Genomic DNA, 24,591 nt, shown 5'->3' with positions numbered 1-24,591 from the left:
CGTAAAATATTGTGAAATGGTGTAGAAATAACTATTCAGGGTGGTTTAAAAATGTAAGTAAAAGCGAGCTTAAACGTTAATTTTAAAGATTTAGTCTAGAGTTTAATGTTAGTTATGGGATGATTTTTGCTAGAGGACATCTTGTCAGCATGTAAATTGTATTTATTTGACCATGTCAAAATGAGATTATTAGGAATTTATTTATTAAATTTTAGTAGTTATTTTTAATAATTTATAGAAATAAATTTAATTCACAATCTTTTTGATGATTAGGTCAGCGGTGCTTATTTTTTTTGAAATTATAAAAATAGCTGTTATTTATGGGGGAATCCATCGTTTTTTATGTCAAATAATGTGTGTATTTTTATAATTGGTGGTAACATTTTATTAAAGGGGTGTTTTGTGATGAATGGAGGAGTGATGAAAATGGAGAATAAAAGAAATGCAGTATGGTTAGGATGGATGAAATTTGTCGTAGCCTTATTGGTGCTTGTTGGCAGTGATGTCTTTGTTACACAAGTAGTGAAGGCCTCAGAGGTGAACTTTAATGTTGAGGCGGTGTTGCCTGATAATCAACGTGAAGGAAGTAGTTACTTTGATTTAGATATGGCACCAGGACAAAAGCAAGAATTAGCAGTGAAAGTGTTTAATCATTCGGATGAGGATATTGTGGTTGAACCTGACATTGCAGCCGCTACGACTAATTTAAATGGTGCAGTCGAGTACGGGAAAGCAGATGAACAATTAGATAAGACAGCGCCATATGATATTAGTAAGTTAATTTCTAATGATGAGCAAGAAATAAAAGTTCCGGCTCAACGTGCTGTTTTCTATAAGTTTAATGTGACCATGCCGCCAAAAGAATTCAACGGTGTATTAGCAGGTGGTATTACATTTAGAGAAAAAGAACAAAATGAAGCAAAAGAAGAATCTAATGATCAAGGAATTAGCATTAAGAATACTTTTTCACTCGTTTTGGCATTGTTATTAAGAGAAAACGAAACAGCTTTGAATTCTGATTTGAAATTAACGAAAGCAACAGCGGATCAAGTGAATGCACGTAATGTGATTTTTGCTCATCTGCAAAATCCAACAGCAAAATATCTAAATCAATTAACTGTAAGCGCTAAAGTGACCAAACGTAATCAGGATGAGGTGATTTATAAAGCGTCACAAGAACAGATGCAAATGGCACCTAATACAACCATGACGTTTCCCATTCGTTTGTTGGGTGAAAAAATCAAGTCCGGCAAGTATACAATGACAATCGATGCGACATCAGGTGAGGACAAGTGGCATTTAACTAAAGACTTTGAAATCAAAGCCGATGAAGCGAGAAAATTAAACAAGTCTGATGTTTCAATAGAAAAAGATAATACGATGTTATATGTGTTAATTGGAGTGGCTTTGATTATTATCTTATTGATGGTGTTAATCGCCTTACAAGTAAAAAACAAGAAAAAAAAATAGACCAATAGCACAGAAAGGGGATGGCAAAGATGTTCAAAAAAGTGGCACGGTTATTTGTAGGGCTATATCTTTTGATATCTTGGCCACCGCTTGCTATTCAAGCAGCTAGTGTTAATACCCATTCTTCTGGTGGAACGGGTTTTATTGGTGAATATCAAGAAGACAATGGTCCAGATGAAATAAAAACAGGTGATGGAGAGGCCAATACTAATCAAGAAGGTACGTTGGAAGTGGTAGAGGCCTATTTACCTCAATTAAATGAGCAAGCCAACAATTTATCTGCTTTGGGATGGTTGATTATTATGATGACGAGTTATTTTTACTGGCTATATACGGTAATGCAAGAAAGTTAATTAGTGTGGCTAGAGGAAGTAGGTGAAGGAATGAGGAAGGGTAATAAATTAATTTGTGTAGTAGGCTTACTGCTATTACCAAGTATCGTGCATGCGGCTAATAATCAGGATAAATCAAGTGATCTTGGCATCCAAATGGAAGCAGGAGATGCAAGTGTTCCGTCGATTGTTGATCCAGAAAAGCCTTCTCCAGAAAAACCAATCGTTCCTTTAGATCCTGATGATAAGCCTGGTGGAATCACTAATTTTCCTGGACCACTTTCGCTTGATTTTGTGTCTCGCTTTTACTTCGGAAATCAATGGATTAGCTCTAAAGACAAGAGCTACAAAGCGGCAGCCCAACGGTATATTGACCATGATGGCGTGAGTCGTGAGTCTATCAATTTTATCCAAATAACGGATACAAGAGGGAATAATAATGATAGTTGGTCGGTGTCTGTTCAACAAGTAGAGGCGTTTCATCATGGTACCCAAATTTTGACAGGAGCAGAGATTGTCTTATCTAATTTAATGACTCATTCAAATAGTCAGTCACTTGCGCCTGTTGTAAAAAGTGGAGAAAGTGTTATTAATTCAGCAGAACAAACGCTTGTAACATCTGGCCCTAATCAAGGAGCAGGTACTTGGGTCATTGGGTTAGGGCATCCAGAAAATTTAATAAACAAGAAGTTAGACATAGGGGAATATGGAGACAAAACCACTAAATTAAGCCCTGATATCAAATTAATCATTCCTGGAGAATCAAAAAAAGTCGCACAAGAGTATACAGCAACTATTGACTGGAAATTGAAAAATGTTCCGGGAAATATTGCCCAATAAACAATTTTATTAGTATAGGAGGAATTATGATGAAAAAAATGATAGGAGTAGCATTAATGAGTACCATGGTTTTGGGCTCATTATCAACAACAAGTTTAGCAGAAGAAAATGAAGGGGGCACCTTGAGTCGGGATGATAATGCTGTAAACTTTATTTCAGGGGATGGCCCAATTGCTCCAACAGACCCCACAGACCCTGATCCAGATATTCCCGTTCAACCAATGGATCCAGAACATCCTGGTGAGCCGGATAAACCAACGCCAACATCAGGACCATTATCAATTGATTACGCCTCTAAACTGTACTTTGGTATGAACAAAATATCTACTAAAACAGCTAATTATAAAGCAATCGCCCAACATATTACATTAAAGAATGCTGAAGAAGGCGAGCCAACTGAGAAAGATGTACCAAGTTACGTTCAAATTACAGACCAACGAGGCTCGCTTAGTGGTTGGAATCTATCAGTTACACAAACGGATAAGTTCAAAGATGTGTCTGGAGCTCCTCTTGAAAACGCGCAAATTAGCATAAGTGATGCTAACATTCAAACGAAAGCAGAGGATAAGGAAGGGTTAACCTACGTTGGTAGCTTTGCTCTAACTGTAGGGAAGAGTCAACCATTGATGTCAGCAGCGGAAGGTCACGGAGCAGGTACGTTCGTTTATTCAATGGGAAATGAAGAAAGCCTTGTTAGTGAGAAGGATTATAATAAAATGGATGAAAATGGTATGCCTTTAGAAGGAGATGCTATAAAAAATAAAAGTATACTTCTAAATGTTCCAGCCAATGCTAAAATAAAAGCGACTTGTTACACTACAAATTTAAACTGGGTGTTGGGTAACACACCAGCGAATGCGTTATAGTTTGAGTACTAGTGAATAATGTGACCACGGAATCGGCAGAACAAAACTGCCGATTTTATGTTTTACGTCATTTTTTATAAAGGAAAGTTGTAGGGCGAGGTGAGGATGAAGATGGATAATTTGCGAAAAATAATGGGCTGTTTTGGGATAGGTTGGCTGATGTTATTGAGTGGTTGGTTGGGTACATGTTCAGTTAAGGCAGAAAGCTTGCCATCCATTCAAACAGCTATCGCTGGACTGGACGGGTCACAAGGTGCCGGTCTAGAGCAACAAGGCGATTGGGCTAGCAATGAGAGTAATCTTTATTATGGGATAGGCTACTCAAAGGATGAAACGATTGAAGAGACAGGAGCAACCTATCGTCAAGGGGTCCCTGCAATTAATTATTTTGACCCTAATGATCCGGAAATGAAGAATCCAATTAAACATATGTATTCAACGCTGAAAAATTCAAATGATCCGGATAGCGGTTATCGATATGAAACGACAGCAGGGTTAAATATTTTTCGTGTGGATAGATTTAACTCAAGTACGTATAAGACGCGAGCTATTTATTTTGGAGAAGGTAAAATAACTGACGAAGACACAGGAGAAATTACCGCTTATGCTAATCCTTCATCAGGATCTAAATTAAAGAATATTAATGTATGGGTTGTGATGAAACCGAATGGCGACGTGATTGAACATCATTTTTATATAAAAAATCTTACTGAGGCACCACTGGATGTTTTTCCTATTAAACAAGTCGACACTTGTTTGGCAAACGATGATGACGTAGCGGTTTGTTCTAGAGGGCCTCATAAAGGCATGTATATCAAAAATAATCAGGTTGGTTTTCGTTTAGATTATCAGACTGATGTACCCAATGGACCAGCAGTTTATGCAGCTAGTAAGTACAGTATCCGTATGTCGGATGTTTTTGGTTCAACCCCCAGTGCCCCCAAAAGTAAACAAGTAGAACAACCACGAGGCGCTGTTTTATATGGGGGGACAATTGATCAAGATTCAGGATTATTTATGAGTTGGGGCAAGAAAACAATACCAGCCGGATCCGTGATTGAATTGCGTTATGATGTCGGGATTACCAAACAATTTTCTAAATCTTATCAAAATTTATGTAATAATACAGAAGCCTTAATCGCCGCCAACCAAAATTATATTGGAGATAAATTACGTTACACCGTGAAACTTAAATCAGACGAAGCGTTAACGGATATCAATGTTTCAGATATCTTGCCTGCAGGTTTATCAACACCTGAGGATATGTCATTATCAATCAACGGCAACGAGCAGAAATTAGCCACTGAGAACTGTTATGATGAAAAGACGAGAACAATTAACATCGCACAAGCAGATTTGCCTTTAATTGAAGGTGATTCGTATGGTGAAATGTTATTATCATATACTGCAACACCTGATAGAACAACAGCGGGCAAGACGTTAACCAATACCGCTAATTATCAGGCGACCTCTACAATTAGTGGGTTGAATGCTGGCAAAGCTAATACTAATGTTCTGATTTCTTCAGATTTAACAGCTAACCTTTTGCTGAAATGTGTCGATACAACAGGTGCAACGATTAGAGAAGATGAAGCGTTGACTTTTGATTTAGGAGAAAAATATGACATAACTCCTCCTAGAATAAGAGGCTATTCTTATCAAAAAATAGGTAAGGATTCCGCAGCATTAAGCGGTGTTTTCACTAGAGGATTAACGGTTATATTGGTTTACGAAAAGAAACCGGCGACTTTTGAACTTTCTCAAGATGTTACGGACTTAACGGGCCAATCATTAGATAAAGGAACGGCTACACAAGATCAACAGATGAATTATACGGTGATCATAGATAGTTTAAGAGAGTTGGAAGGGGATTATCAAGAACTAACTATTACGAGTCAGTTATCTGAATATTTAACAGATATTCGTCAGGTTACTTTGAAGGATGACGCAAATAATAAGCTAAATATAACGCAAGTATACGATGAAACGACACATCAATTAGTTGTGAAGTTGCCTAAAGATCAAGGGGTAAACGCCCTACAAAATTTGACGCTAACATGGCAAGCGAAAGTGAAGGTGGACGCACCTATTGATTCAGAAGTAAAGGTTACGACAACGGCTAAAGCAAACTATAGCGACGGGGTAGTATCTGATGAAGAAAAAGCAAACGAATTAACAACCACAGTAGTTGCAGGAGAGTTGTCTTTCGTTGAAGCGCCAACTGCTTTTCAATTTGGTCCGCAGAAAGTGTCAGTTATTGATGAAAGGTATCCTGTTGTGAAACAAGAGGGGCGTTTGCGTGTACAGGATTTAAGAGGACAAGGCCACCAGTGGCAGTTGTTTGTACAAATGACGACACCATTGATGTCAAATGGTGAACAACTATCTAGTACATTGGTTTATAAAAAAGACAATCAACTATATGACCTAAGTAAATCAATGCTAGTGGAAAACCATGAAACAACGGATGGTGGAATCGTTGATATGACCAAACCGTTTGATGAGAAGGAAGGCCTCTTTCTTGAGGTGCCTGCAGGACTCGCAACAGTGGGTAATTATCAGGGCGCTTTGTCGTGGACTTTAGTCAACGGTCCTAGTTAGACATGGGTGAATAGGTAACAATACTTATTGTGGCATGAAGATATCAAGACACTTTTCATTCAATTGAAAGGTGTCTTTTTGTGCAAATAGCACATTTTTCATCTGTTCATTTAACGGTTTTGTATTATACTTTATATAGGGAGAAAATTTTTATTATAGGGTTTTTCATGGGATACATAAGGGGGGATAATATGGAGACTTTTTTAAATAAGAAAGACAGAAGGGCTTATGAAATCATTAAAAAAATAGAAAATTCTGACACAAATGAAATGAAGGTTAAAACGATTGCTAGCGAGTTGGGGTTATCCGAACATAAAGTAATAGAAATCATCCAAGCATTAAATGACGACTTGGTTACTGATGAACATCAAGATAAATTTGATGTTTATATCAATGAAGTTGGTGTGTTAGTTAAAAAGAGTAACTTTTCTTCTTCCTTTTTCTTAATGTATTTTTTAAGAAGAAGTATCTATTATCACATACTAGACGATTTATTTTATAGTCGTATTATTTCGCTAGAAGAGTATTCCGATAGATGGTTTGTTAGTAAAGCCACAATGGGTAGACATTGGCACTATTTGAAAGATAATTTAGAAAAATATGAGATAAAAATAATTAAACGAAATAATAAATTTCAATTGGAAGGAAGCGAAGAAATCATCCGATCATTCTATTTTAAACTCTTTAAAATAAGTCAGTTACCTATTAAGGGGGTAAGTGGTGAAGTAGAAGAATTATGTAGAATTTACTGGGATGTTAATGAAGAGATGAGTCAAAAGTCTATAGATGATTTTAAAGTAATGATTAGTATCATCTATTTAAGATTGACACAAGGGAAATATATAGCTAGAGACAAAGAGTATTTCTACTTAAAAGATGAAATGCCAAAAAACAACTTTTTTTATGGGAAATTGACATCTTTTTATCAAGATTTTTCCATGAAAGAGGAGCAAGTGACGCGAGAGTTTTTCTTTTTTACATTTTTTTTAAGAACTAATTTAATCATTTCAAAGAGTAGTTTATCTGTTTCGGGTGTTTATTTAAATTCAGCAATAGTGACAGGTCCTTACTTTACTATTTGTAGTGAAATAATTGATACCGTTAAAGAGACTTATAATATCAAAATGGAAGCGGAGGAATACTTTTATTTGTTGGTAAATCTTTACATGATGATTCGTAAAAAAGAAGTATACGGTGAATTAGTAGATTTTGTGGATCATAGGTATCAAACCGCCATTTATAAAAAATTTATTGATAAATTACCTGATAAATTATTGCAACATGCTAGCATAACGACCTATCAACTATATGTCGTTATCTTTCCTTTATTGACGAAAGTCCAGGAACCGTTACGCCTGATGGTCATAAGTTCTCTAGGCGATCACTACCGAGAAATAATCGAGAAATATTTAGATGTATTCATGGGAAATGCTATTGTTTATGTCCGCCAACTAATAGAAAGACCCGATATAATATTGTCGGATACTTTTTATGAAGCAGGTGATATTCCGTGTATCTACATGCCAATATTTCCTAATACGGTAGATTTACAGTATTCAATGAATCAAGTGTGGAAAATAATTATTGAGAAAAGAAAAAACAAAGATTGATCTTAATACAAAAAATTTATTGAGATACACGCGTTTTTTATCAAAAAAAGCATTAAATCCTTATTGAAATGATAGTTTTTTTTAGTGAGAAAAAATTTTTTTGTGCAAAATCAGGAAATACGTACGTTATATTGTGGTTAGTTATAAGTTAACTACTAAAAAAAAATCAAGTTTGTTCAATTCCACCCAAAAAAATGACGAAGTGATTTTCGTAAATGGTGCTAAAATTAAATTGTCGCTTAGGCAGAGAAAAGATTACTTGAGTGAATAATTTAATTAGGGGGAAGAATGATGAAAAAAATGATTTTATCAGCTACATTAGCTAGTAGCATTATGTTAGGAGGCGCTATTAGTACGTTTGCAGCAGAGGATGCTATTGAACATAGCACAGGTACAGTCACCTTAACTAAAACAACTCCAACAGAGCCAGTAGACCCAGGGATTGATCCAACTGATCCAGAAAAACCAAATCCACCAAAAGATCCAGCTGGTCCAACAGGCGAAATTGGTGATTTAACTATTGATGTGGTTCCACAATTTGATTTTGTTAAAGATGATGCTAATGATGGCATGAAAGGTACATTTAATATGACCACTTATGATTATAACTACTTACAAGTATCCGACCAACGTGCAACTGGTGATGGATGGAGTGTAGGTCTTGCAACAACACCTTTCACACTTGATACCGATCAAACAATTAAACTTCAAAATGCTGAAGTCACTATTCCATTTAAAGCCTATGAAGGCACAACCGCAACTGCAACACCAGCTACAATAGACACCTCAGTTGGTTTTACTAATGCAGGCGTGTTTGCTGCCGGTATTAACGAAGGGATGGGTAAAGCTAACATTGCAAAAGTTGATGGTGCAACTTTAACAACAAAGGATGATAAGAACGTAGCAGGTAATTATACAAGTGAGTTTACTTGGACATTGTATACTGCCCCAAAAATTGATGGCGACATTGCTCAAATTGACAGACAAACACCTGCACCTGCACCTGAACCATAATTATAGTACGGGTCAATAAACCAACAATCACATAAGGGCAACTGAATAGGAAGCTACTTCTTATTCGGTTGCTTTTTTCATTGATACTTGGTTAACAACTAGTTAAGGGAATAAAGGATGTGACACTGTATGAAAACTAGAAATAAACTAATAGTGAATACCACACTATTATTAACAAGCCTTATAATGGGAAGCATTAATGTGAACGCCGCGGCAGTTAATACACAAATTCTTCCTGCAATTGAAGACTATCCTTATATTTTGGGGCCAGACAAAGACCCAGAAGGCTTTGTTCGACCAGTAGGAATTCAGAAAAATTTAACCGACTTAATGAATGTTTATGCGGCTCATCCAGAAGGCATGAAATGGACTGAATATTCCTCTCTTCAAAAGGGAAGCGTAGCTGATAATTTTACTACAAGAGGCCCAGGATTTATAGATGTGACCAAAAGTCATCATCCGGGATTTTTACAAGTTTATGAGAAGAGTCGTGTGAGTTCTATTCAAGGAAATGACAAGTTAAATATGCGTGAACCATTTCGCTTAGTTACATACATTAAGCACCATTACAATCAAAATAACAAAGAAACGGTCGATGGTGGTATGGGTTTTGTTATGCATAGTGGGAATGATAGCGGGACAGGAGGAAGAGTTAGACTACTTGATACGTGGATAGGTGGTATATTTGATGGTGCGACCCTGGATGGTTCCCAAAAAGTGGGACTAGGAATTTTAGGTGATGTCGGCAGATATACGTTTGCTAAAGATTCAAAAGGAATTCCTCATTCTTTCGCTGTAGAGTTTGACTTATATGGTGATAAAAACGGAAAAAACTTTGTAAGTGGTGTTGGATTAGGGTTAGGTGAAGGAAGTTACTTTGACGTAGATCCTAATGTAACAGGAGGTCCCAATAATAACCATGTAGGGTACTACTTTCCTGAAAATTTAGATGAAGGTGTCACTTATGGGAAATATACCGACCGGTGGGGACTTGCATGGCGAAAAGTGATCCATAATGCGCCTCAAAAAGTGAAATTAACCGATGGCACATACAAACGCTTTGAAGTATCTTGGGAACCAGGAGAAGGTGACAACTGGGCAGATGGACGCTTAGAGTATCAATATGATGGGCAACGTGTGTTAGTGGATCAAGCCTTATTTAAAAAAGAAGTATTAGAAGGCGGCACAGTTGATCAAGTCTATTGGGGATTCAATGGTACAGAAGGTAACTCAGAATCAGAGTCTTCTAAACGACAACGTGTCTACTTTGAACAAGTGCCAGGTTACTTAGATAGTACTGATTTTGATGTATCTACTAACTTTTATCAAGAAGATGGTACACCTGTAGAGGTAGATACATTAACAGGTGGTATGAAATATCGTGGAGAAGTAGTAGTAAAACGTAAAAAGAATGGTAACACCACACCTTGGGAAAATATTAATATACAAGTAACTGTTCCATCTGTGTTGGATATTGCGACTGATGAAACGTTGATGGTAAATGATACTAAAACCAGTGTTACTGCTGATCAAGGGAATAATCGCTTTGATACTAGAGGTAAGTATAATGTAGCAAGTGCTGATGAATATAAAGTATCCTTTAACTTCACACCAGAAGATACGGTATCAAGAGACCAAATGATTGATTATGATATTATGAGTGACCAAGTCGTGTTAAGAGAAAAAGGTAAACTTAATGTCCGAAAGAACGAAGTATTATCAGCTCGTATCGACGCACCTAAAGACGGCGATAAGGTGGTTGTAAATCGTTTAGAAACTGGGAAAATGAACATAGATACACGTTCATTTGTAAAATATTTTTCTACAGCACAATTGGCTATTTCATTAGAAGTACGTCAAGGGGAAAAAGATGCTACAACAGGCTTAATGCCGTTAAAAACAACGATTAATGAAGCGGTTAGTACCCCACCTATTAACGCACAAGGAATGATTGATCAACAAGCGTTGACTAATCTATTTACTTTAGATATTAAGCAATTAATGGCGGATAAACAATTGAACTACGGTGATTTTCAAATAGTTTATCGTATTAAAAATAATAATGCATCCGAAAATGTGCCAGCAGAAGAGGTGCAAGATAATACGGAAAAATTTGCTATTAGCAATTTAACATTGCAAAGCGCACCAGTCATCAATAAGGAAAAAACTAAATTTAACCTAACGCATTTCACTGAGAGTCCTGAAGGCGGCGGTGCCGAAAATACTAAACAAGGGTTACCAGTGTTATCTGTGGCCGGAGAAGATGCTGATAATTTTAAAACTGGATACGAAATCAAAGTGGAAAGTGACGATTATCACTATAGCAGACCATCAGGAGATATAAGCCCGGTCCCTTCTATTTCTGATCAAAAAATAACTGTATTTAAGACAGATGCGGATGTGGTAGCTAATCCTAATTTGCCAGAAGCAATAGCAGGCAGCGGTAGTGTTTCAGGTGCAACGTATATACCTGGGAATAGAAAAGTGAAAGTAACAATTATTGATGCAGATAAAAATGAATCAGATCCTGTGGAATTACCTATCACCTTTGAAAGTCCTGTTATAGTGGATATTCCGGATAAGTTTGATGATATGACATTGGATATTGGAAGTAAGGCTAGCAAATTAACTTTTTCAAGAACACCTGAACAAGAAGTGCGACAAGTAACAGAGGGACAACAGTTATCTCAAGAATCACTAAACCAAATGAAACAAGCTAAAGAAGCTGTTGGTTCGGAAGCCATTGTTGTTTATGATGGTTCAACAGATGGTTGGGAACTATCAGCCACAAGTGAATTCAAAGAAGACAAAGCGGATAACCCTTATATTATTCCAGATGGCTTTTTATACTATCAACAAGGTGATAAGAAGACAGTCATTCGAAATAAAAAATCAGACGATGATAAAGGGGTAACGTTACTTTCTAAAAAATTAGGTGATGAACCTAGCTTTACTAATAAAGAAATTAGTCAAAGTGGTACGGATGGTTTTTATATTGATTCAACTAAGAATGTCCTTGCGGCAACATACAATGGGGTCATTAATTGGACGTTATCAAATACTCCTTCTCCATAGATACGAGCAAAGGAAAGTGAGGGACATGAGATGAAACACAAAAGAAAAGAAATATTCATTGCAAGTTTAGTGATGTTGGTCGGATTATATGTTGCCTTTCCAGTAGCAACTTATGGAGCGGTACAATCTGAAACCCCAGTGACGGTTACTATTGAAAAAAATAATGCATTAGAAAAATCTACTGGAAAAGATACAACATCCAATCAACCTAGTTATTCTAATGGCTCAGGAACAGGCTTACTACCACAAACGAATGAAAAAACGTCTAGCATGTTAATAACTTTTACGGGAGTATTAGTTACTGCTATTAGTATGGTAGTGTTAGTTACTAAAAAAATGAAGGGGGTAAAAAAATGAAAAAAATATCGTTATTTTTATTAACCCCTATTCTATTGGGACTATCATTAGCTACCAAAGTTGAGGCACAGTCAGTAGATGCTATCGAACATAGTCAGGCAACCGTATCGATTGGACCAGGAAATATAAGCCTAGATAATATTGACTTAACACTAGATTTTGGCAAAGACAAAGCTATATATATAGAAGATAGCAATCAAGTAAGAAAAAAAGAAGGGACTATTAGTATTTTAGATACGAGAAGTGGTAATAACGGATGGCATGTTCAAGTCAAACGACAAGACAAAGCCACTAATAAATGGCATAAGGCGTTAAATTTATCTTTACAAGAAGCAACGCAAGAAAAGCAGTTAATTAATTCTGTGGGATTTGTGAATATGCTAAATCAAGAAGATGGCGTGTCCTATGATGCCTTACAAAATAGACCGGTCATCGCAACACTTGAAATCGGTAAAGAAATACCAAAAGGAGAGTATTCTACAACGTTGGTTTGGAATTTACAAGCAGGTCCAGAAAATTAGTGAGTTTACATTAAAAATAGACACTTAAAATGTGGGTGAGTGACCGCCTTATTTTAAGTGTCTATAGATATAAGGAGTGAAAGAAAAATGAAAAAATTGCTTATTAATTTAATGATAGGATTATCTATAGTTGCAGGAGGAACGACAGTTTTTGCGGAAAATACAAAGACAAGCGATACAGCTAAGGAAGAACAAGTCGGTTCACCAAATATCCCGTACAATGTCGTCACCAAAATCCCAGAAAACCAAATAAATAAACAAGCATCATACTATGATATTTTGGTTAAACCTGGTCAAAAGCAAACGTTTACGATGGAAATCATGAATGGCGCGGATAAAGAAGTCGATGTCATTGTAGAACCGATTACAGCAAGAACGAGTCAAAATGGGACGGTTACTTATTTGAAATCTAAAGAACCACTAAGCAAGACAATGAAATATTCCTTTGAAGACTTAGTATCAAAAAAACAAACAGTTAAATTACCTGCCAGAGGAAAGAAAAACGTCACCTTTACGGCTACAATGCCGGATCAAACGTTTGAGGGAATGTTATTAGGTGGCTTTAATATAAGAGAAGTCGACGATGAAAAAGATGATCAAAACAATGTCTCTGTTAAAGAAGGAATGACTATTACTAATAAATACTCTATAGTAGTAGCTGCTCAAATTAGAATGGATGAGAAAGCTGTTGTAAAACAAAACTTTTCTATTGAGGATGTTAAAGTAGCAGAGTATGGTGGTAGCTACTCCATTTTCTCAGAATTAAGTAATGATTCTGGTACGTTAATCGGAGGCTATACATTTGATGCCACAATTACAGATAAAGATGGAGATGCAATTTATAAGTGGTCAAACGAAGGCTTTCAAATGGCCCCTAATAGTGTCTTTGTGATTCCTCAAAAAGTCAGTCCAGATACTTTTCCAGCTGGTGATTACAAATTAGATATGACGGTTTATTCACCCGATGGTAAGCAAAAATGGCCACTAGAAAAGAAATTTACTATTGATAGAAAAGAACGTAAAAAAGTATTAGATACAGTAGTCGTTGATAAAGGAAAAGATAATTCAACATTGATGTATGTGTTAATTGCTATAGGTATTATGATTATCATATTAGGTATTGTGACAATTGTCATGATGAAACGTAAAAATGGAAAAGATGCTAATAATTAACAGATACAACTTAACGATTAACCTAGCAAAATATGTTTGGATTATCAGTAGTTTTATATTAATGTATTGCTTCATAGGAGAAAACAAGGTTTGCGCAGAAGGGATATCTAATTATACGGTCCAGTTACTATTACCTAATCATCAAAATAAAGAAGTTACTAGTTATTTTGATATGTGCTTACAACCAAATGAATCAGATAAAATTGGGATTGAAATTAATAATCAAGAAAACCACGCCCAACATTTCCAAATAGCTTTTACTAATGCAACAACTAATGACAATGGAATTGTTGACTATACAAAGAAGAATGTCGAATTGGTAGGAGATGCCTCAATAGATTTTTTACAGACAGTTGACAAAGAAAATTATCAACTAGAAGTCGCAAGTAACAGTAAAAAGGTGATGTGGTTTAATGTTCATATGCCCAATAAGCAAGTTGCAGGGATAATTTTAGGTGGTGTGCAGGTGAGTAACGTAAACCACGATACCCAAAAACAGGTATTAAATCATGAAGTACAATATACGGCAGCCATAAAATTATCACAAAACAACGAACCAATTGTGCCTAAGTTGAAAGCATTATCTGCAAAGGTGGATACAATAGACGATCATCAAGTAGTAAAAATGACCATTCAAAATTTAACACCAGTTTTGCTGAGAAAAGCAGAAATTCGTTCTAGATTTTATAAAGAAGGGGATAAGACACCTCTTATAGATGAAAGGAAGAAAGGTTTAAGTATCGCCCCTAATAGCGAATTCAACTTGTTTTCACCAATAGTTGAGGCTGTAAAACCAGGAGATTATCGATACGATATTGTAATAAAGAATGCGCTTGGTGAATGGCATTTATCAAAAAAAGTAACGATCACACATGCAAAAGCTCAAGAAATCAATAAGGATTACCCAAGGACACCTCAGTCTAATGAAAAATTATTGATTGCAGCAATTACATGTTTATCTATCATTTTATTATTGTTGGTTATTAAAATGATGAAAGTTGTGAAAGACAGATGAAATAAAAATGCCTCCCAAAAGTTAGAATAAGCATCTAACTTTTGGGAGGCATTTTTTAGTTTGGAAAATAATATTGAATTTAGCTAAGTTACTTTAATAAAATAAAAATCGGAGCAGATTTCTCTACTCCGAAAAAAGATTGATTTTTTTATTACTTGATTGTATAACCACCATCAATGATCATATTTTCACCTGTCATTAAGTTAGAAGCATCAGCTGCTAAGAATAATGCGCACGCTGCGACTTCTTCTGGATAACCAAAACGGCCAGCTGGAATTTGTTTTTTCATGTCTTCACCAACTTGGCCAGCCCAAGCTTTTTTACCTAATTCAGTTAAAATTACTGTTGGAGAAATACAATTTACATTAATGTTATATTGTGCCCATTCATAAGCTAATACTTGAGTCATTGATACAATAGCCCCTTTACTTGCACAGTATGCCACATGATTATCTAACGCAACAACAGAAGCTTGAGAGGCTAAGTTAATGATTTTTCCTCCGCCAGATTTGATCATTTGTTTTCCGATAGCTTGAGCTACTAAGAAGCTACCTTTAACATTGATAGCAAACGTTTTGTCCCAGTATTCTTCAGAAAGGTTTTCAGCATCATCAAGTAAAGCAACGCCTGCTGAGTTGACTAATAAATCAATTTTGCCATATTTAGCTAATGTTTCTTCAATAGCAGATTCGATTTGTTCTTTCTTGGTAACGTCAACAGTAACACCGATTGCGTTATCACCAAATTTATCATTTGCCTTTTCTTTAGCGTCTGCTTGGACATCGAAAATAGCAATTTTAGCGCCTTTTTTGATGAATAATTCAGCAGTTGCTTCTCCGATACCACTTAATCCTCCTGTTATTACGGCAACTTTTCCTTCTAATCCAAAATTGATATCAAATTCTTTGTAATCCATTAATGAATCCCCACTTTCATTTTTTTTTACAATTTATAGTATGGTGTATCACATGGTGCATCAAGTAATTCTTTAATCTCATCGTCAAGTTTTAGTAAAGTAACGGACATACCAATCATATCCATAGATGTTGCGTAGTTACCTACGTCAGTACGATGAATTTTAATGCCTTTTTCTTCTAAAATTTGATGAACACGACGGTAACAAATATATTGATCCATGACAGGAAGTCCGCCTAAACCGTTTAGTAATACATAAACTTCGTCATTTTGTTCTAGCTTAGCATCAGCTAAGATATTTTCCATGATTTCATCTACTACTTTGTCAGCTGGATCGATTTTACGACGTTCTAATCCAGGCTCGCCGTGAATTCCCATTCCAATTTCCATATCACCGTCTTCCATAAAGAAGATATCTTTTCCTGTAACAGGTAGGGTAGAAGATGAAAGGGCTACCCCCATAGAGTAAGTGCTATCATTTGCTTTTTGAGTTAAAGCGGTTACTTTATCTAAGTCATAACCTTTTGCTGCTGCACTACCAGCTACTTTAAATACTGGTACATCACCAGCGATACCACGACGGTTTTCTCTTTCTTTAGCAGAACATACATCATCAGTTACTAGGACTGTTTCAACTCTGATACCTTCTTCGGCTGCCATTTCGACTGCCATATCAAAGTTCATAACATCGCCAGCATAGTTTCCATATAAGAAAATACAACCTTTTCCTGAATCAACTGCTTGGACAGAACGAAGACATGCATCTGGTGCTGGAGACGTATTAATATTTCCAACAACTGCTGCATCAGCAAAATCTTTACCAACATATCCTAAAAATAGAGGTTCGTGTCCAGAACCACCACCAACAATTACTCTTACACGAGGTTCTGCACTCATTTGTTTACTAAGTACTACACGTTGATTTTCATCATCTAGGTATGCGTATTTATTATTAGCTAATACATACCCTTCTAGCATTTCTTCAACAACTTGATATCCATCATTTACTAATCGTTTCATTGTGTTGTCTCCTTATAATAAATTTTTATAAACATATGTATAGAGAGCTCTTCTATACGAATATGTTGTTAACAAGTATGGTGACGCTTACATTTGAGAGATATAACTATACAGCCTTCATTGGCTGTATGAACAACAATCAACTAAATTGCTTTTCGTTATTACATTTATAGATTATCAATATTTTTTCACTTAGTCAACGTTTATTTTTCTTTTCTTTTATTTACCTTCAAAATAACTTTCTTTTTCTTTTGTTTCTTTTCTTTTTATATGCGGTTTTGATTGATATGATTTTCTATTAGATAAGCAATTTCTTCAATTGATTTATCAGTAGCATCAACTATATACGCACCATATTGTTCAAATAGTTTAGTTGAGTAGTCCAATTCAGTTTGTATCGCTGGTAAATTAGTATAATTACTGTCCTGTTTTAAGCCTAAAGTATCTAAGCGATTACTTCTAATACTTGCTAAAGTCTCTGGCTTCATTACTAATCCAATCATCTTATCAGGATTAATACTTGATAAGACAGCAGGGGCATCCATATCTGAAGTGATCGTCATATTTGCTACTTTGATTCCTTTATTTGCTAAATAAACACTTAGAGGTGTTTTTGAAGTACGAGAAGCGCCTAATATAATGATATCTGCTTCTAAAAGAGATTCTGGTGAGTGATCATCATCGTGCTTAACAGCAAATTCAATTGCCGCCATTTTATTTATATAATTACTATCTAAATTATGAATAATACCAGGTTTTTCAATAGGTTCTTCACCTGCTTTATGTCGAATTAAGTCGAATAGAGGGGACATTAAGTCAAAGTATTGCAACCCATTTTTAGAACTGAAGTTTTTTGCTGTAGTTAACAAATTTTTGTTTACTAATGTACTAATGACAATGGCATCATCTTTCAAAGCAGATCTTAGTATTTCTAACAATTCGTTTTCTTGAGTGACAAAAGAAAATTTATTGTTATTATTGAATGTTAAATCAGGATATTGAGCGGTAACGGCACCTAATAATTTTTGTGATGTTTCTCCAATTGAATCAGATATTGTATAAATCATTATGTCTTTTTTCATGTCAATATTTCCTCCAGCTATCTTTATTTTTAGAGTTAACCTTGTAAACGTTGAGTAAATTTAATTACTCAATGTTTACAAGGTTAATGTAATTATTTTTTGTTTCTGTACTGATCTGATTGTCTGTAATAATTGTGTCTAATTGCTCTAATGATGCGAAAGTGGCGATGGATTTTTTCCCAAATTTAGAACTGTCTACTAGACCGATTGTTTTAGTTGATACTTCTATCATTTTTTTCTTTAATTCGACTTCGTATAAATTGAAGTCAGACAAACCTTCTGTATCTGAAATAGCGTAAGCAGACGTGAATAAAGTGTCTATATTAACTTTTTTCAAAATTTCAATACCTAATGTTCCTTCTATCGCATTTGATTTTCCTTTTACCACACCACCGATTACGATAACTGTTAAATTGAAATTTTCTTTTAAAATAGTCGCTGTTCGAAGGCCATTAGTTAGTACGGTTATCTTTTTGTCTGATTGACTAATAAGTCGTGCTAATTCATAGCAAGTTGAGCTTGCGTCTAGAATGATACATTCTCCCTGTTTAATAAAATTCATCGCTTTTTTTGCTATTTCTTGTTTTTGTTCTATATTAATTTGCTTTCTTGCTTCATAATTAATATCTTTTTTTATTATTTCATTTTCTTTTGTTTTAGTTGCTCCCCCATGAGTTCGAATAATTAAATTATTATTACTTAAATAAGTGAGGTCTGATCGTATAGTTGCTTTTGAAACCTCTAGTTCATTGCTTAGTTCATTAACCGAGATAGGGTCCTTACTTTGTAATAAATCCATTATTTTCTCTCTTCGTTCATGTGTATACATAAAATCTCCTCCATTACCTATATTGTAATCATTGTACAATAAAACACTGTATAATACAAAAGAAATATATCTAATTTTCGTTATTTGTTTTCGGATTCTTTTGTTTTTCGGGTGTATACGAAAGTTAAAGAAAACAATTGACAACAAAACGAAAAAGATATAAGATTAAGTCAACAAAAGATAAGGAGGAGGATATTAGTGAAAATTGGAATTGGATCAGATCATAATGCGTTTGAAATGAAAAGTGAATTAATTAATTATTTAAGAGGACAAGGGATTGAAGTGGAAGATTATGGATGTTTTTCACCAGATGAGGTGGATTATCCTAATATCGCCTTTACAGTTGCTAATGGTGTATTATCCAATGAAGTAGAGCGCGGAATACTTTGCTGTGGGACTGGAATTGGGATGGCGATGGCAGCTAATAAAATCCCAGGTATAAGAGCAGCGCAAGTACATGATACTTATTCAGCTGAAAGAGCTCAATTGAGTAACAATGCTCAAATTATTACATTAGGTTCTAAAGTGATAGGTATCGAAGTTGCCAAAAAAATCGTAGATGAATATTTATCAGTTTCATTTGAAGGTGGTAATTCATCAAGAAAAATCGACCAAATTATGGAAAAAGAAAACGAATTTAAAAAATAAGAAAAGAGGAAAAGTAAAATGAAATTTTTTCTAGATACTGCTAATGTTGATGAAATTAAACGAATTAATAAATTAGGTTTAGTCGATGGGGTCACAACTAATCCATCAATTATCGCTAAAGAAGGTCGTGATTTTAAAGAAGTTATCACTGAAATTTGCGAATTAATTCCAGGACCAGTAAGTGCTGAAGTTATTTCTTTGGAAGCAGATGGCATGGTTAAAGAAGCAAGAGAACTTGTTAAGTGGGCGGATAACGTTGTGGTAAAAATCCCTATGACTGAAGCAGGATTGGAAGCGGTTAATATTTTATCTAAAGAAGGAATTAAAACAAATGTCACACTTGTCTTTACAGTGTCACAAGGTTTAATGGCTGCAAAAGCCGGAGCAACTTATGTCAGCCCATTTGTTGGTCGCTTAGATGATATTGGAACAGACAGTATTTCAATGATTGCTAATTTGAAAAAAGTATTAGTCGACTACGGCTACGACACTGAAATTATTGCGGCTAGCATTAGAAATCTAGGGCATGTAGAATTGGTTGCTGAAGTGGGAGCAGATATTGCAACTATTCCAGGAAGTTTATTCCCTAAATTATGGTCTCACCCATTAACTGACGCTGGTATTGAAGGTTTCTTAAAAGATTGGGAATCTTTTAAAAAATAACATATGAAAGATAGTGTTTATATGAGAAAATCAATTGTAGGGATTAGTTTAAAAAACTATCAAAACTATATAACTGAGGCATGTGAATTTTCTAAAGAAGTGGTGAAAGAAATCGGTAATGAGAACCAAGTGGAACAATTCATGTTTCCTAGCTTAGGAGTAATTTACCCTGTGTCTATAGAATTAATGGATTCTTCTATAGGATTGGGTGCCCAAAATATTGGATTCGAAGCAAATGGAGCGTTCACTGGTGAATTTTCAGTTGAATCACTCATTGATATGGGCGGTAAATATGTTGAAATTGGACATATTGAGCGTCGTACAATTTTTAAAGAATCAAATGATATAATTAATAAAAAATTGAAATTGGCGCTAAGAAATGGTGTTACGCCAGTCCATTGTATTGGTGAATTAGAGATTACCGAGGATTATTGTTTAATTAAACAAGTTTTGAAAAAACAACTATCACTTGATTTAGCAACTATTGATCGTGAAGATGTTAAAAAGATTATTTTTGCATATGAACCAGCTTGGGCAATTGGAAAAGCACAAGCGGCTAGTTCAACTCATGTTCACAAGGTGCATCACTTGATTAGAAAATGTATCGAAGAATTATATGATAAAAAAACATCAGATACAATTAGAATTATCTATGGTGGGTCAGTATCTTTAGAAAATGTAGAAGAAATAGTTTCTGATGATAATGTTGATGGTGTATTTGTTGGTAGGTTTGGTCATAATCCCAAAAATTATGCTCTAATAGTTAAACTTGTAAAAAAAATAAAGGGGTAAGTAAAACATGATTGGAATAATTTTAGTTTCGCATAGTCAAAAAATTACAGATGGTACCAAAGAAATGATCGAGGAAATGACAGGTAAATGTGATCAAGTTAGGATTATTTCTGCAGGAGGAACAGGTGATGGCAGAATAGGAACTAACGCTATAATGATTATGGAAGCGATAGAAGCTAATAAAGATTGTCAGAATATTTTTATTTTTTGCGATATTGGAAGCGCTGTTTTGAGCTCGGAATCAGCTGTAGATTTGATTGAAGATAGCGAACTTTTATCAAAAGTAGAAATAATTGATGCCCCTCTAGTCGAAGGATCTTTCGCAGTGGCTGTTAAATCAACAGTTACTCAGGAAAAAGAAGAAATCTTGTCAGAACTATCTTATTTATAGGCTAAAATAATTTTTTATTAAAATAAGGAGAATCTATTATGAAATTTTTTAGAAGCTTTATTGGATATTTGATAGCTGGTGTTGTGGTGATGGCTGTATGGGGAGAATTAGGTAAGTTTGGCATTTTTGGGGGATTTTTGGCTGCAGGAATTATCATCGGTCCATTATGGTACATGAATCATTACGTGAATTTAACCGGTAATCTAGATGATGCTTCATTTGTTGATATGGGGTTAGCAATCGGTGTTTGTGGAATTATGAGAGACACATTTATGACGGGTACTTCGAGTCTTATTGATTCTATTCCGACAATTTTATTAGTGATAGTTGGGTCAGCTTTAGGTGGTATTGTGGCGGCTGCTATCGAAAAAAGTATGGCAAAAGACGATACGTTTGAAACAGAATCACCAGAACCTGGCATGAATGAACTAGAATTAAACAACCTTAAAAATAAAAATTAAGCAGGAGGAAGAATCATGACTACAAGTTTAGGTATTGCAACATTATGCGGCTCTTTTATTTTTCCTTTTATGATTAGAATGTCATGGGGTAAAATGGTAGATAATTGGGGGCCGATTGGTGGATGGATGGCAGCGCTATTTATTGTTGGAACTGCTTGGTGTCTAAACCATGGTATTTCTACACCTATGATTACACAATCAGGCGCGGCATGGGTAGATCAAGGATTAGCTGCCGGTGTTGGTGTATGGGTAGCATCTTCTATTGTAGGTGGTAATATAAAGAAATCTATTCCTAAAGTAGTAGCAGCTATTCTTGCAGGAATAGTGGGCGGTTTCTTATTGTCTCTATTTTTATAAAAACAAATTTTCCTTTACCACGAACTACATAAGAATTTTAATTCCAGAAAGAAGGTTACTTTATGAATAATAAGTTGTTGTTAAATAAAGAGTTTTTTAAAATTAGTTTAGAAAAAATGGCAGCGCTAACAGAAGAGAATCGTGATTATTGGACAGAATTAGATTCTGATATTGGCGATGGTGATCACGGTATTAATTTAAGTATTGGATTTAGAGGAGTTACAGAAAAACTTCAAGAAAATTATGATAACTCAAATGATATTAATGATTTATTAAAAAAATCAGGCATGATTTTATTAAGTAAAGTGGGCGGTGCTTCAGGACCGTTGTATGGCAGCTTTTTTATGAAAATTGGAAAAGACGTTGTTGGAAAGAATGAAGTGACATTTGTTGAGTTCGTGGATATGCTAAAAAATGGTATTGAAGCGATTCAAATGAGAGGTAAAGCAGAACTAGGTGATAAAACGATGTTGGATACATTATTACCTGGATTAGATTATCTAGAACTACATAAAGAAGACGAAGATTCTATCAAGGTCTTAGAAGATGCGGTAGCTATTATGAAACAAGGTTCGGATTCTACTATTCCTTTAGTGGCAAAAAAAGGTCGAGCAATGAGACTAGGAGAGAGAGCAATCGGGCATAGAGATCCTGGTTCTGCTTCATCTTGGATGCTTATTAATGTCTTTTTAGAGGAAATGAAGAAACAAGTAGAAAAGGTATAATACAATGATGAAATTTGAAGAAAAAGCAAGAGAGTTAAGAGGAAATATTATTAGCTCTCTTGAATCTGCGGGTTCAGGTCATCCAGGAGGTTCTCTTTCTGCTATTGATATTTTAACTGTGTTGTATTATAAGGAGATGGATATCTCACTTGAAAATTATGATTCTCAAGATAGAGATCACTTTATTTTATCCAAAGGTCATGCGGCACCGGCATTGTATGCCGTTTTAGCAGATAAAGGTTTTTTTGATAAAAAAGAATTACTTAATTTAAGGAAATTTTCTAGTATGTTACAAGGACATCCAGATCGTTTGAAAACGCGAGGTGTTGATTCATCGAGTGGTTCTTTAGGACAAGGTTTATCAATAGCTAATGGTTTAGCCTTAGCTAAGCGTCAAGATAATATTGATAAAAAAGTATATGTGCTTCTAGGTGATGGAGAGTTACAAGAAGGACAAGTTTGGGAAGCTGCAATGACAGCGGCACATTATAAGTTGAATAATGTTATCGCTTTAGTTGATCATAATGGTCTTCAAATCGATGGAAGTAATGATGAGGTAATGGCAGTTAATAATATTGCCGATAAATTCAAGGCGTTTAATTGGCATGTATTAGAAGCAAATGGTCATGATATTACGTCACTGATTGAAGCTATTGAACAAGCTAAAACTAATAAGGGAGCACCTACGATGATTCTTTGTGAAACGATTAAAGGAAAAGGTGTTAGTTTTATGGAAAATCAAGTAGGGTGGCATGGTAAAGCTCCTTCTCCAGAAGAAGCGCAACGAGCACTTTCTGAGTTGAAGGAGGTGTTGTAGGATGAAAAAAGCTACTAGACAAGCTTATGGTGAAACACTTTTAAAATTAAAAGATAATAAAGATCTAATTGTTTTAGACGCTGATTTATCCGCAGCAACTAAGACCGATGTATTTGCAAAAGAAGTTCCTAATAAGTTTTATAATATAGGGATTGCTGAAGCAGATATGATGGGAACAGCTGCTGGACTAGCTTTAGGCGGGAAACGTCCATTTGCAAGTACCTTTGCTATATTCGGAGCAGGACGAGCTTATGAACAAATAAGAAACGCTATCGCCTATCAAAATTTAAATGTCACGATTGCGGCGACACATGCAGGTGTTACGGTAGGAGAAGATGGTGGTTCTCATCAGGCTATTGAAGATATTGCGCTTATGCGTGTTATTCCTGGGATGACCATTATTAATCCAGTTGATGACCTGGAAACTGAAGCAGCAATGGAAGCTATTATGCAACATGAAGGCCCGGTTTATCTTAGATTAGGTAGATTAGCTGTAAATAGAGTCCATAAAGAAAAGCAACCCTTTGTTATTGGCAAGGGTGAAGAACTCTTAGCAGGTCATCACGGAACCATTATCGCCACAGGTGCTATGGTACAAGAAGCATTAACAGCGGCTACATTATTACAACAAGAAAATATTTTTTTGAATGTAATAAATATGCCTACCATTAAGCCATTAGATGAGGCGTTGTTATTAAAGATTGCGAAGAAAACACCATGGATTATTACGGCTGAAGAACACAGTATAATTGGTGGATTAGGAAGCGCGGTTGCTGAATATTTATCTGAAGCTTATCCTATTAAATTAAAAAAAATAGGGGTAGAAGATAGATTTGGTCAATCCGGAAATCCAGAAATATTAAAGGAACATTACGGTTTAACTGCTTCGGCTATTATTGAACAAGCGAAAAATATGTCTATTCGTTAGATAGGTGAGTAGCAGAAACATTAGATGAACCCAACAAACCCAACCTCTCAGTACTACATAGAGGTTGGGTTTAATTATTTTATCAAGTA

Annotated in this window: 25 protein-coding genes; 21 read left to right on the top strand and 4 right to left on the bottom strand. The window is 35.3% G+C overall.

Annotation, left to right across the window (positions count from 1 at the left end):
• The first annotated feature begins 426 nt into the window (after positions 1–426).
• The 12 genes from E4Z98_RS08970 to E4Z98_RS08915 all read left to right on the top strand — a co-directional run bounded on the left by E4Z98_RS08970 (position 427) and on the right by E4Z98_RS08915 (position 14,874).
• A complete protein-coding gene (locus E4Z98_RS08970) occupies positions 427–1,470 on the top strand; it encodes a WxLIP family cell surface protein (RefSeq protein ID WP_168182785.1) in 1,044 nt (347 codons plus the stop codon).
• A gap of 71 nt (positions 1,471–1,541) precedes the next feature.
• Complete coding sequence (locus E4Z98_RS08965) at positions 1,542–1,823, top strand: hypothetical protein (protein WP_210410153.1); 282 nt, start codon at positions 1,542–1,544, stop codon at positions 1,821–1,823.
• Positions 1,824–1,853: 30 nt separating this feature from the next.
• On the top strand, positions 1,854–2,642 hold the full coding sequence (locus E4Z98_RS08960) for a WxL domain-containing protein (protein WP_135254352.1): 789 nt from the start codon (positions 1,854–1,856) through the stop codon (positions 2,640–2,642).
• A 29-nt stretch (positions 2,643–2,671) separates the two neighbouring features.
• Complete coding sequence (locus tag E4Z98_RS08955) at positions 2,672–3,508, top strand: WxL domain-containing protein (protein WP_167790905.1); 837 nt, start codon at positions 2,672–2,674, stop codon at positions 3,506–3,508.
• Positions 3,509–3,619: 111 nt separating this feature from the next.
• Entirely contained in the window at positions 3,620–6,109 is a 2,490-nt protein-coding gene (locus E4Z98_RS08950; RefSeq protein WP_167790904.1) for a WxL domain-containing protein, read from the top strand.
• A 191-nt stretch (positions 6,110–6,300) separates the two neighbouring features.
• Positions 6,301–7,719 (top strand): helix-turn-helix domain-containing protein, encoded by a 1,419-nt coding sequence (locus E4Z98_RS08945; RefSeq protein ID WP_167790903.1) that lies wholly within the window; start codon positions 6,301–6,303, stop codon positions 7,717–7,719.
• Between the two features lie 291 nt (positions 7,720–8,010).
• Positions 8,011–8,733, top strand: coding sequence for a WxL domain-containing protein (locus tag E4Z98_RS08940; protein ID WP_167790902.1), 723 nt, complete (start codon positions 8,011–8,013; stop codon positions 8,731–8,733).
• Positions 8,734–8,862: 129 nt separating this feature from the next.
• A complete protein-coding gene (locus E4Z98_RS08935; RefSeq protein WP_135254347.1) occupies positions 8,863–11,808 on the top strand; it encodes a hypothetical protein in 2,946 nt (981 codons plus the stop codon).
• A gap of 30 nt (positions 11,809–11,838) precedes the next feature.
• Positions 11,839–12,165 (top strand): LPXTG cell wall anchor domain-containing protein, encoded by a 327-nt coding sequence (locus tag E4Z98_RS08930; RefSeq protein ID WP_135254346.1) that lies wholly within the window; start codon positions 11,839–11,841, stop codon positions 12,163–12,165.
• Positions 12,162–12,686, top strand: coding sequence for a hypothetical protein (locus E4Z98_RS08925; protein WP_135254345.1), 525 nt, complete (start codon positions 12,162–12,164; stop codon positions 12,684–12,686). The genes E4Z98_RS08930 and E4Z98_RS08925 overlap by 4 nt, the downstream gene beginning before the upstream one ends.
• Positions 12,687–12,773: 87 nt before the next feature.
• Positions 12,774–13,859, top strand: coding sequence for a WxLIP family cell surface protein (locus E4Z98_RS08920; protein WP_135254344.1), 1,086 nt, complete (start codon positions 12,774–12,776; stop codon positions 13,857–13,859).
• The gene (locus E4Z98_RS08915) at positions 13,837–14,874 is read left to right on the top strand and encodes a WxLIP family cell surface protein (RefSeq protein WP_135254343.1); all 1,038 of its coding nucleotides are present in this window, start codon (positions 13,837–13,839) and stop codon (positions 14,872–14,874) included. The genes E4Z98_RS08920 and E4Z98_RS08915 overlap by 23 nt, the downstream gene beginning before the upstream one ends.
• 151 nt (positions 14,875–15,025) lie before the next feature.
• On the opposite strand, the gene E4Z98_RS08910 is transcribed toward E4Z98_RS08915, so the two are convergent.
• The 4 genes from E4Z98_RS08910 to E4Z98_RS08895 all read right to left on the bottom strand — a co-directional run bounded on the left by E4Z98_RS08910 (position 15,026) and on the right by E4Z98_RS08895 (position 18,720).
• A complete protein-coding gene (locus tag E4Z98_RS08910; RefSeq protein ID WP_135254342.1) occupies positions 15,026–15,790 on the bottom strand; it encodes an SDR family oxidoreductase in 765 nt (254 codons plus the stop codon).
• 26 nt (positions 15,791–15,816) lie between these two features.
• On the bottom strand, positions 15,817–16,809 hold the full coding sequence (locus tag E4Z98_RS08905) for a dihydroxyacetone kinase subunit DhaK (protein ID WP_135254341.1): 993 nt from the start codon (positions 16,807–16,809) through the stop codon (positions 15,817–15,819).
• 266 nt (positions 16,810–17,075) lie between these two features.
• Entirely contained in the window at positions 17,076–17,897 is an 822-nt protein-coding gene (locus E4Z98_RS08900) for a pyruvate, water dikinase regulatory protein (RefSeq protein WP_241856766.1), read from the bottom strand.
• A 58-nt stretch (positions 17,898–17,955) separates the two neighbouring features.
• Entirely contained in the window at positions 17,956–18,720 is a 765-nt protein-coding gene (locus tag E4Z98_RS08895) for a DeoR/GlpR family DNA-binding transcription regulator (RefSeq protein WP_135254339.1), read from the bottom strand.
• A gap of 198 nt (positions 18,721–18,918) precedes the next feature.
• On the opposite strand from E4Z98_RS08895, the gene rpiB reads away from it, so the two are divergent.
• The 9 genes from rpiB to E4Z98_RS08850 all read left to right on the top strand — a co-directional run bounded on the left by rpiB (position 18,919) and on the right by E4Z98_RS08850 (position 24,502).
• Complete coding sequence (gene rpiB, locus E4Z98_RS08890) at positions 18,919–19,368, top strand: ribose 5-phosphate isomerase B (RefSeq protein WP_135254338.1); 450 nt, start codon at positions 18,919–18,921, stop codon at positions 19,366–19,368.
• Positions 19,369–19,386: 18 nt separating this feature from the next.
• Positions 19,387–20,031 (top strand): fructose-6-phosphate aldolase, encoded by a 645-nt coding sequence (fsa, locus tag E4Z98_RS08885; RefSeq protein ID WP_135254337.1) that lies wholly within the window; start codon positions 19,387–19,389, stop codon positions 20,029–20,031.
• A gap of 21 nt (positions 20,032–20,052) precedes the next feature.
• A complete protein-coding gene (locus tag E4Z98_RS08880; RefSeq protein WP_135254336.1) occupies positions 20,053–20,823 on the top strand; it encodes a triose-phosphate isomerase family protein in 771 nt (256 codons plus the stop codon).
• Between the two features lie 7 nt (positions 20,824–20,830).
• A complete protein-coding gene (gene dhaM, locus E4Z98_RS08875) occupies positions 20,831–21,214 on the top strand; it encodes a dihydroxyacetone kinase phosphoryl donor subunit DhaM (protein ID WP_135254335.1) in 384 nt (127 codons plus the stop codon).
• A 38-nt stretch (positions 21,215–21,252) separates the two neighbouring features.
• A complete protein-coding gene (locus E4Z98_RS08870; protein ID WP_135254334.1) occupies positions 21,253–21,675 on the top strand; it encodes a Lin0368 family putative glycerol transporter subunit in 423 nt (140 codons plus the stop codon).
• Between the two features lie 15 nt (positions 21,676–21,690).
• Positions 21,691–22,032: a Lin0368 family putative glycerol transporter subunit gene (locus E4Z98_RS08865; RefSeq protein WP_135254333.1), complete on the top strand. Its 342-nt coding sequence runs from the start codon at positions 21,691–21,693 to the stop codon at positions 22,030–22,032.
• A gap of 116 nt (positions 22,033–22,148) precedes the next feature.
• Positions 22,149–22,757: a dihydroxyacetone kinase subunit DhaL gene (dhaL, locus tag E4Z98_RS08860; protein ID WP_241856764.1), complete on the top strand. Its 609-nt coding sequence runs from the start codon at positions 22,149–22,151 to the stop codon at positions 22,755–22,757.
• A 4-nt stretch (positions 22,758–22,761) separates the two neighbouring features.
• On the top strand, positions 22,762–23,574 hold the full coding sequence (locus E4Z98_RS08855) for a transketolase (RefSeq protein WP_135254331.1): 813 nt from the start codon (positions 22,762–22,764) through the stop codon (positions 23,572–23,574).
• A gap of 1 nt (position 23,575) precedes the next feature.
• Entirely contained in the window at positions 23,576–24,502 is a 927-nt protein-coding gene (locus E4Z98_RS08850; RefSeq protein ID WP_135254330.1) for a transketolase family protein, read from the top strand.
• Positions 24,503–24,591 lie beyond the last annotated feature (89 nt).

This window comes from Vagococcus xieshaowenii (assembly GCF_004792515.1).
Classification (GTDB): domain Bacteria; phylum Bacillota; class Bacilli; order Lactobacillales; family Vagococcaceae; genus Vagococcus_A; species Vagococcus_A xieshaowenii.
Note: the sequence above shows the minus strand (reverse complement) of the source record. Positions and strands in the feature narration are given on the sequence as shown.

What these genes read in the sequence shown, in the direction of transcription:
- E4Z98_RS08970 (WP_168182785.1), top strand. Translation starts at nt 427, where the DNA reads ATGGAGAATAAAAGAAATGCAGTATGGTTAGGATGGATGAAATTTGTC.
- E4Z98_RS08960 (WP_135254352.1), top strand. Translation starts at nt 1,854, where the DNA reads ATGAGGAAGGGTAATAAATTAATTTGTGTAGTAGGCTTACTGCTATTA.
- E4Z98_RS08955 (WP_167790905.1), top strand. Translation starts at nt 2,672, where the DNA reads ATGAAAAAAATGATAGGAGTAGCATTAATGAGTACCATGGTTTTGGGC.
- E4Z98_RS08950 (WP_167790904.1), top strand. Translation starts at nt 3,620, where the DNA reads ATGGATAATTTGCGAAAAATAATGGGCTGTTTTGGGATAGGTTGGCTG.
- E4Z98_RS08945 (WP_167790903.1), top strand. Translation starts at nt 6,301, where the DNA reads ATGGAGACTTTTTTAAATAAGAAAGACAGAAGGGCTTATGAAATCATT.
- E4Z98_RS08940 (WP_167790902.1), top strand. Translation starts at nt 8,011, where the DNA reads ATGAAAAAAATGATTTTATCAGCTACATTAGCTAGTAGCATTATGTTA.
- E4Z98_RS08935 (WP_135254347.1), top strand. Translation starts at nt 8,863, where the DNA reads ATGAAAACTAGAAATAAACTAATAGTGAATACCACACTATTATTAACA.
- E4Z98_RS08930 (WP_135254346.1), top strand. Translation starts at nt 11,839, where the DNA reads ATGAAACACAAAAGAAAAGAAATATTCATTGCAAGTTTAGTGATGTTG.
- E4Z98_RS08925 (WP_135254345.1), top strand. Translation starts at nt 12,162, where the DNA reads ATGAAAAAAATATCGTTATTTTTATTAACCCCTATTCTATTGGGACTA.
- E4Z98_RS08920 (WP_135254344.1), top strand. Translation starts at nt 12,774, where the DNA reads ATGAAAAAATTGCTTATTAATTTAATGATAGGATTATCTATAGTTGCA.
- E4Z98_RS08915 (WP_135254343.1), top strand. Translation starts at nt 13,837, where the DNA reads ATGGAAAAGATGCTAATAATTAACAGATACAACTTAACGATTAACCTA.
- E4Z98_RS08910 (WP_135254342.1), bottom strand. Translation starts at nt 15,790, where the DNA reads ATGGATTACAAAGAATTTGATATCAATTTTGGATTAGAAGGAAAAGTT.
- E4Z98_RS08905 (WP_135254341.1), bottom strand. Translation starts at nt 16,809, where the DNA reads ATGAAACGATTAGTAAATGATGGATATCAAGTTGTTGAAGAAATGCTA.
- E4Z98_RS08895 (WP_135254339.1), bottom strand. Translation starts at nt 18,720, where the DNA reads ATGTATACACATGAACGAAGAGAGAAAATAATGGATTTATTACAAAGT.
- fsa (WP_135254337.1), top strand. Translation starts at nt 19,387, where the DNA reads ATGAAATTTTTTCTAGATACTGCTAATGTTGATGAAATTAAACGAATT.
- E4Z98_RS08880 (WP_135254336.1), top strand. Translation starts at nt 20,053, where the DNA reads ATGAGAAAATCAATTGTAGGGATTAGTTTAAAAAACTATCAAAACTAT.
- dhaM (WP_135254335.1), top strand. Translation starts at nt 20,831, where the DNA reads ATGATTGGAATAATTTTAGTTTCGCATAGTCAAAAAATTACAGATGGT.
- E4Z98_RS08870 (WP_135254334.1), top strand. Translation starts at nt 21,253, where the DNA reads ATGAAATTTTTTAGAAGCTTTATTGGATATTTGATAGCTGGTGTTGTG.
- E4Z98_RS08865 (WP_135254333.1), top strand. Translation starts at nt 21,691, where the DNA reads ATGACTACAAGTTTAGGTATTGCAACATTATGCGGCTCTTTTATTTTT.
- dhaL (WP_241856764.1), top strand. Translation starts at nt 22,149, where the DNA reads ATGGCAGCGCTAACAGAAGAGAATCGTGATTATTGGACAGAATTAGAT.
- E4Z98_RS08855 (WP_135254331.1), top strand. Translation starts at nt 22,762, where the DNA reads ATGATGAAATTTGAAGAAAAAGCAAGAGAGTTAAGAGGAAATATTATT.
- E4Z98_RS08850 (WP_135254330.1), top strand. Translation starts at nt 23,576, where the DNA reads ATGAAAAAAGCTACTAGACAAGCTTATGGTGAAACACTTTTAAAATTA.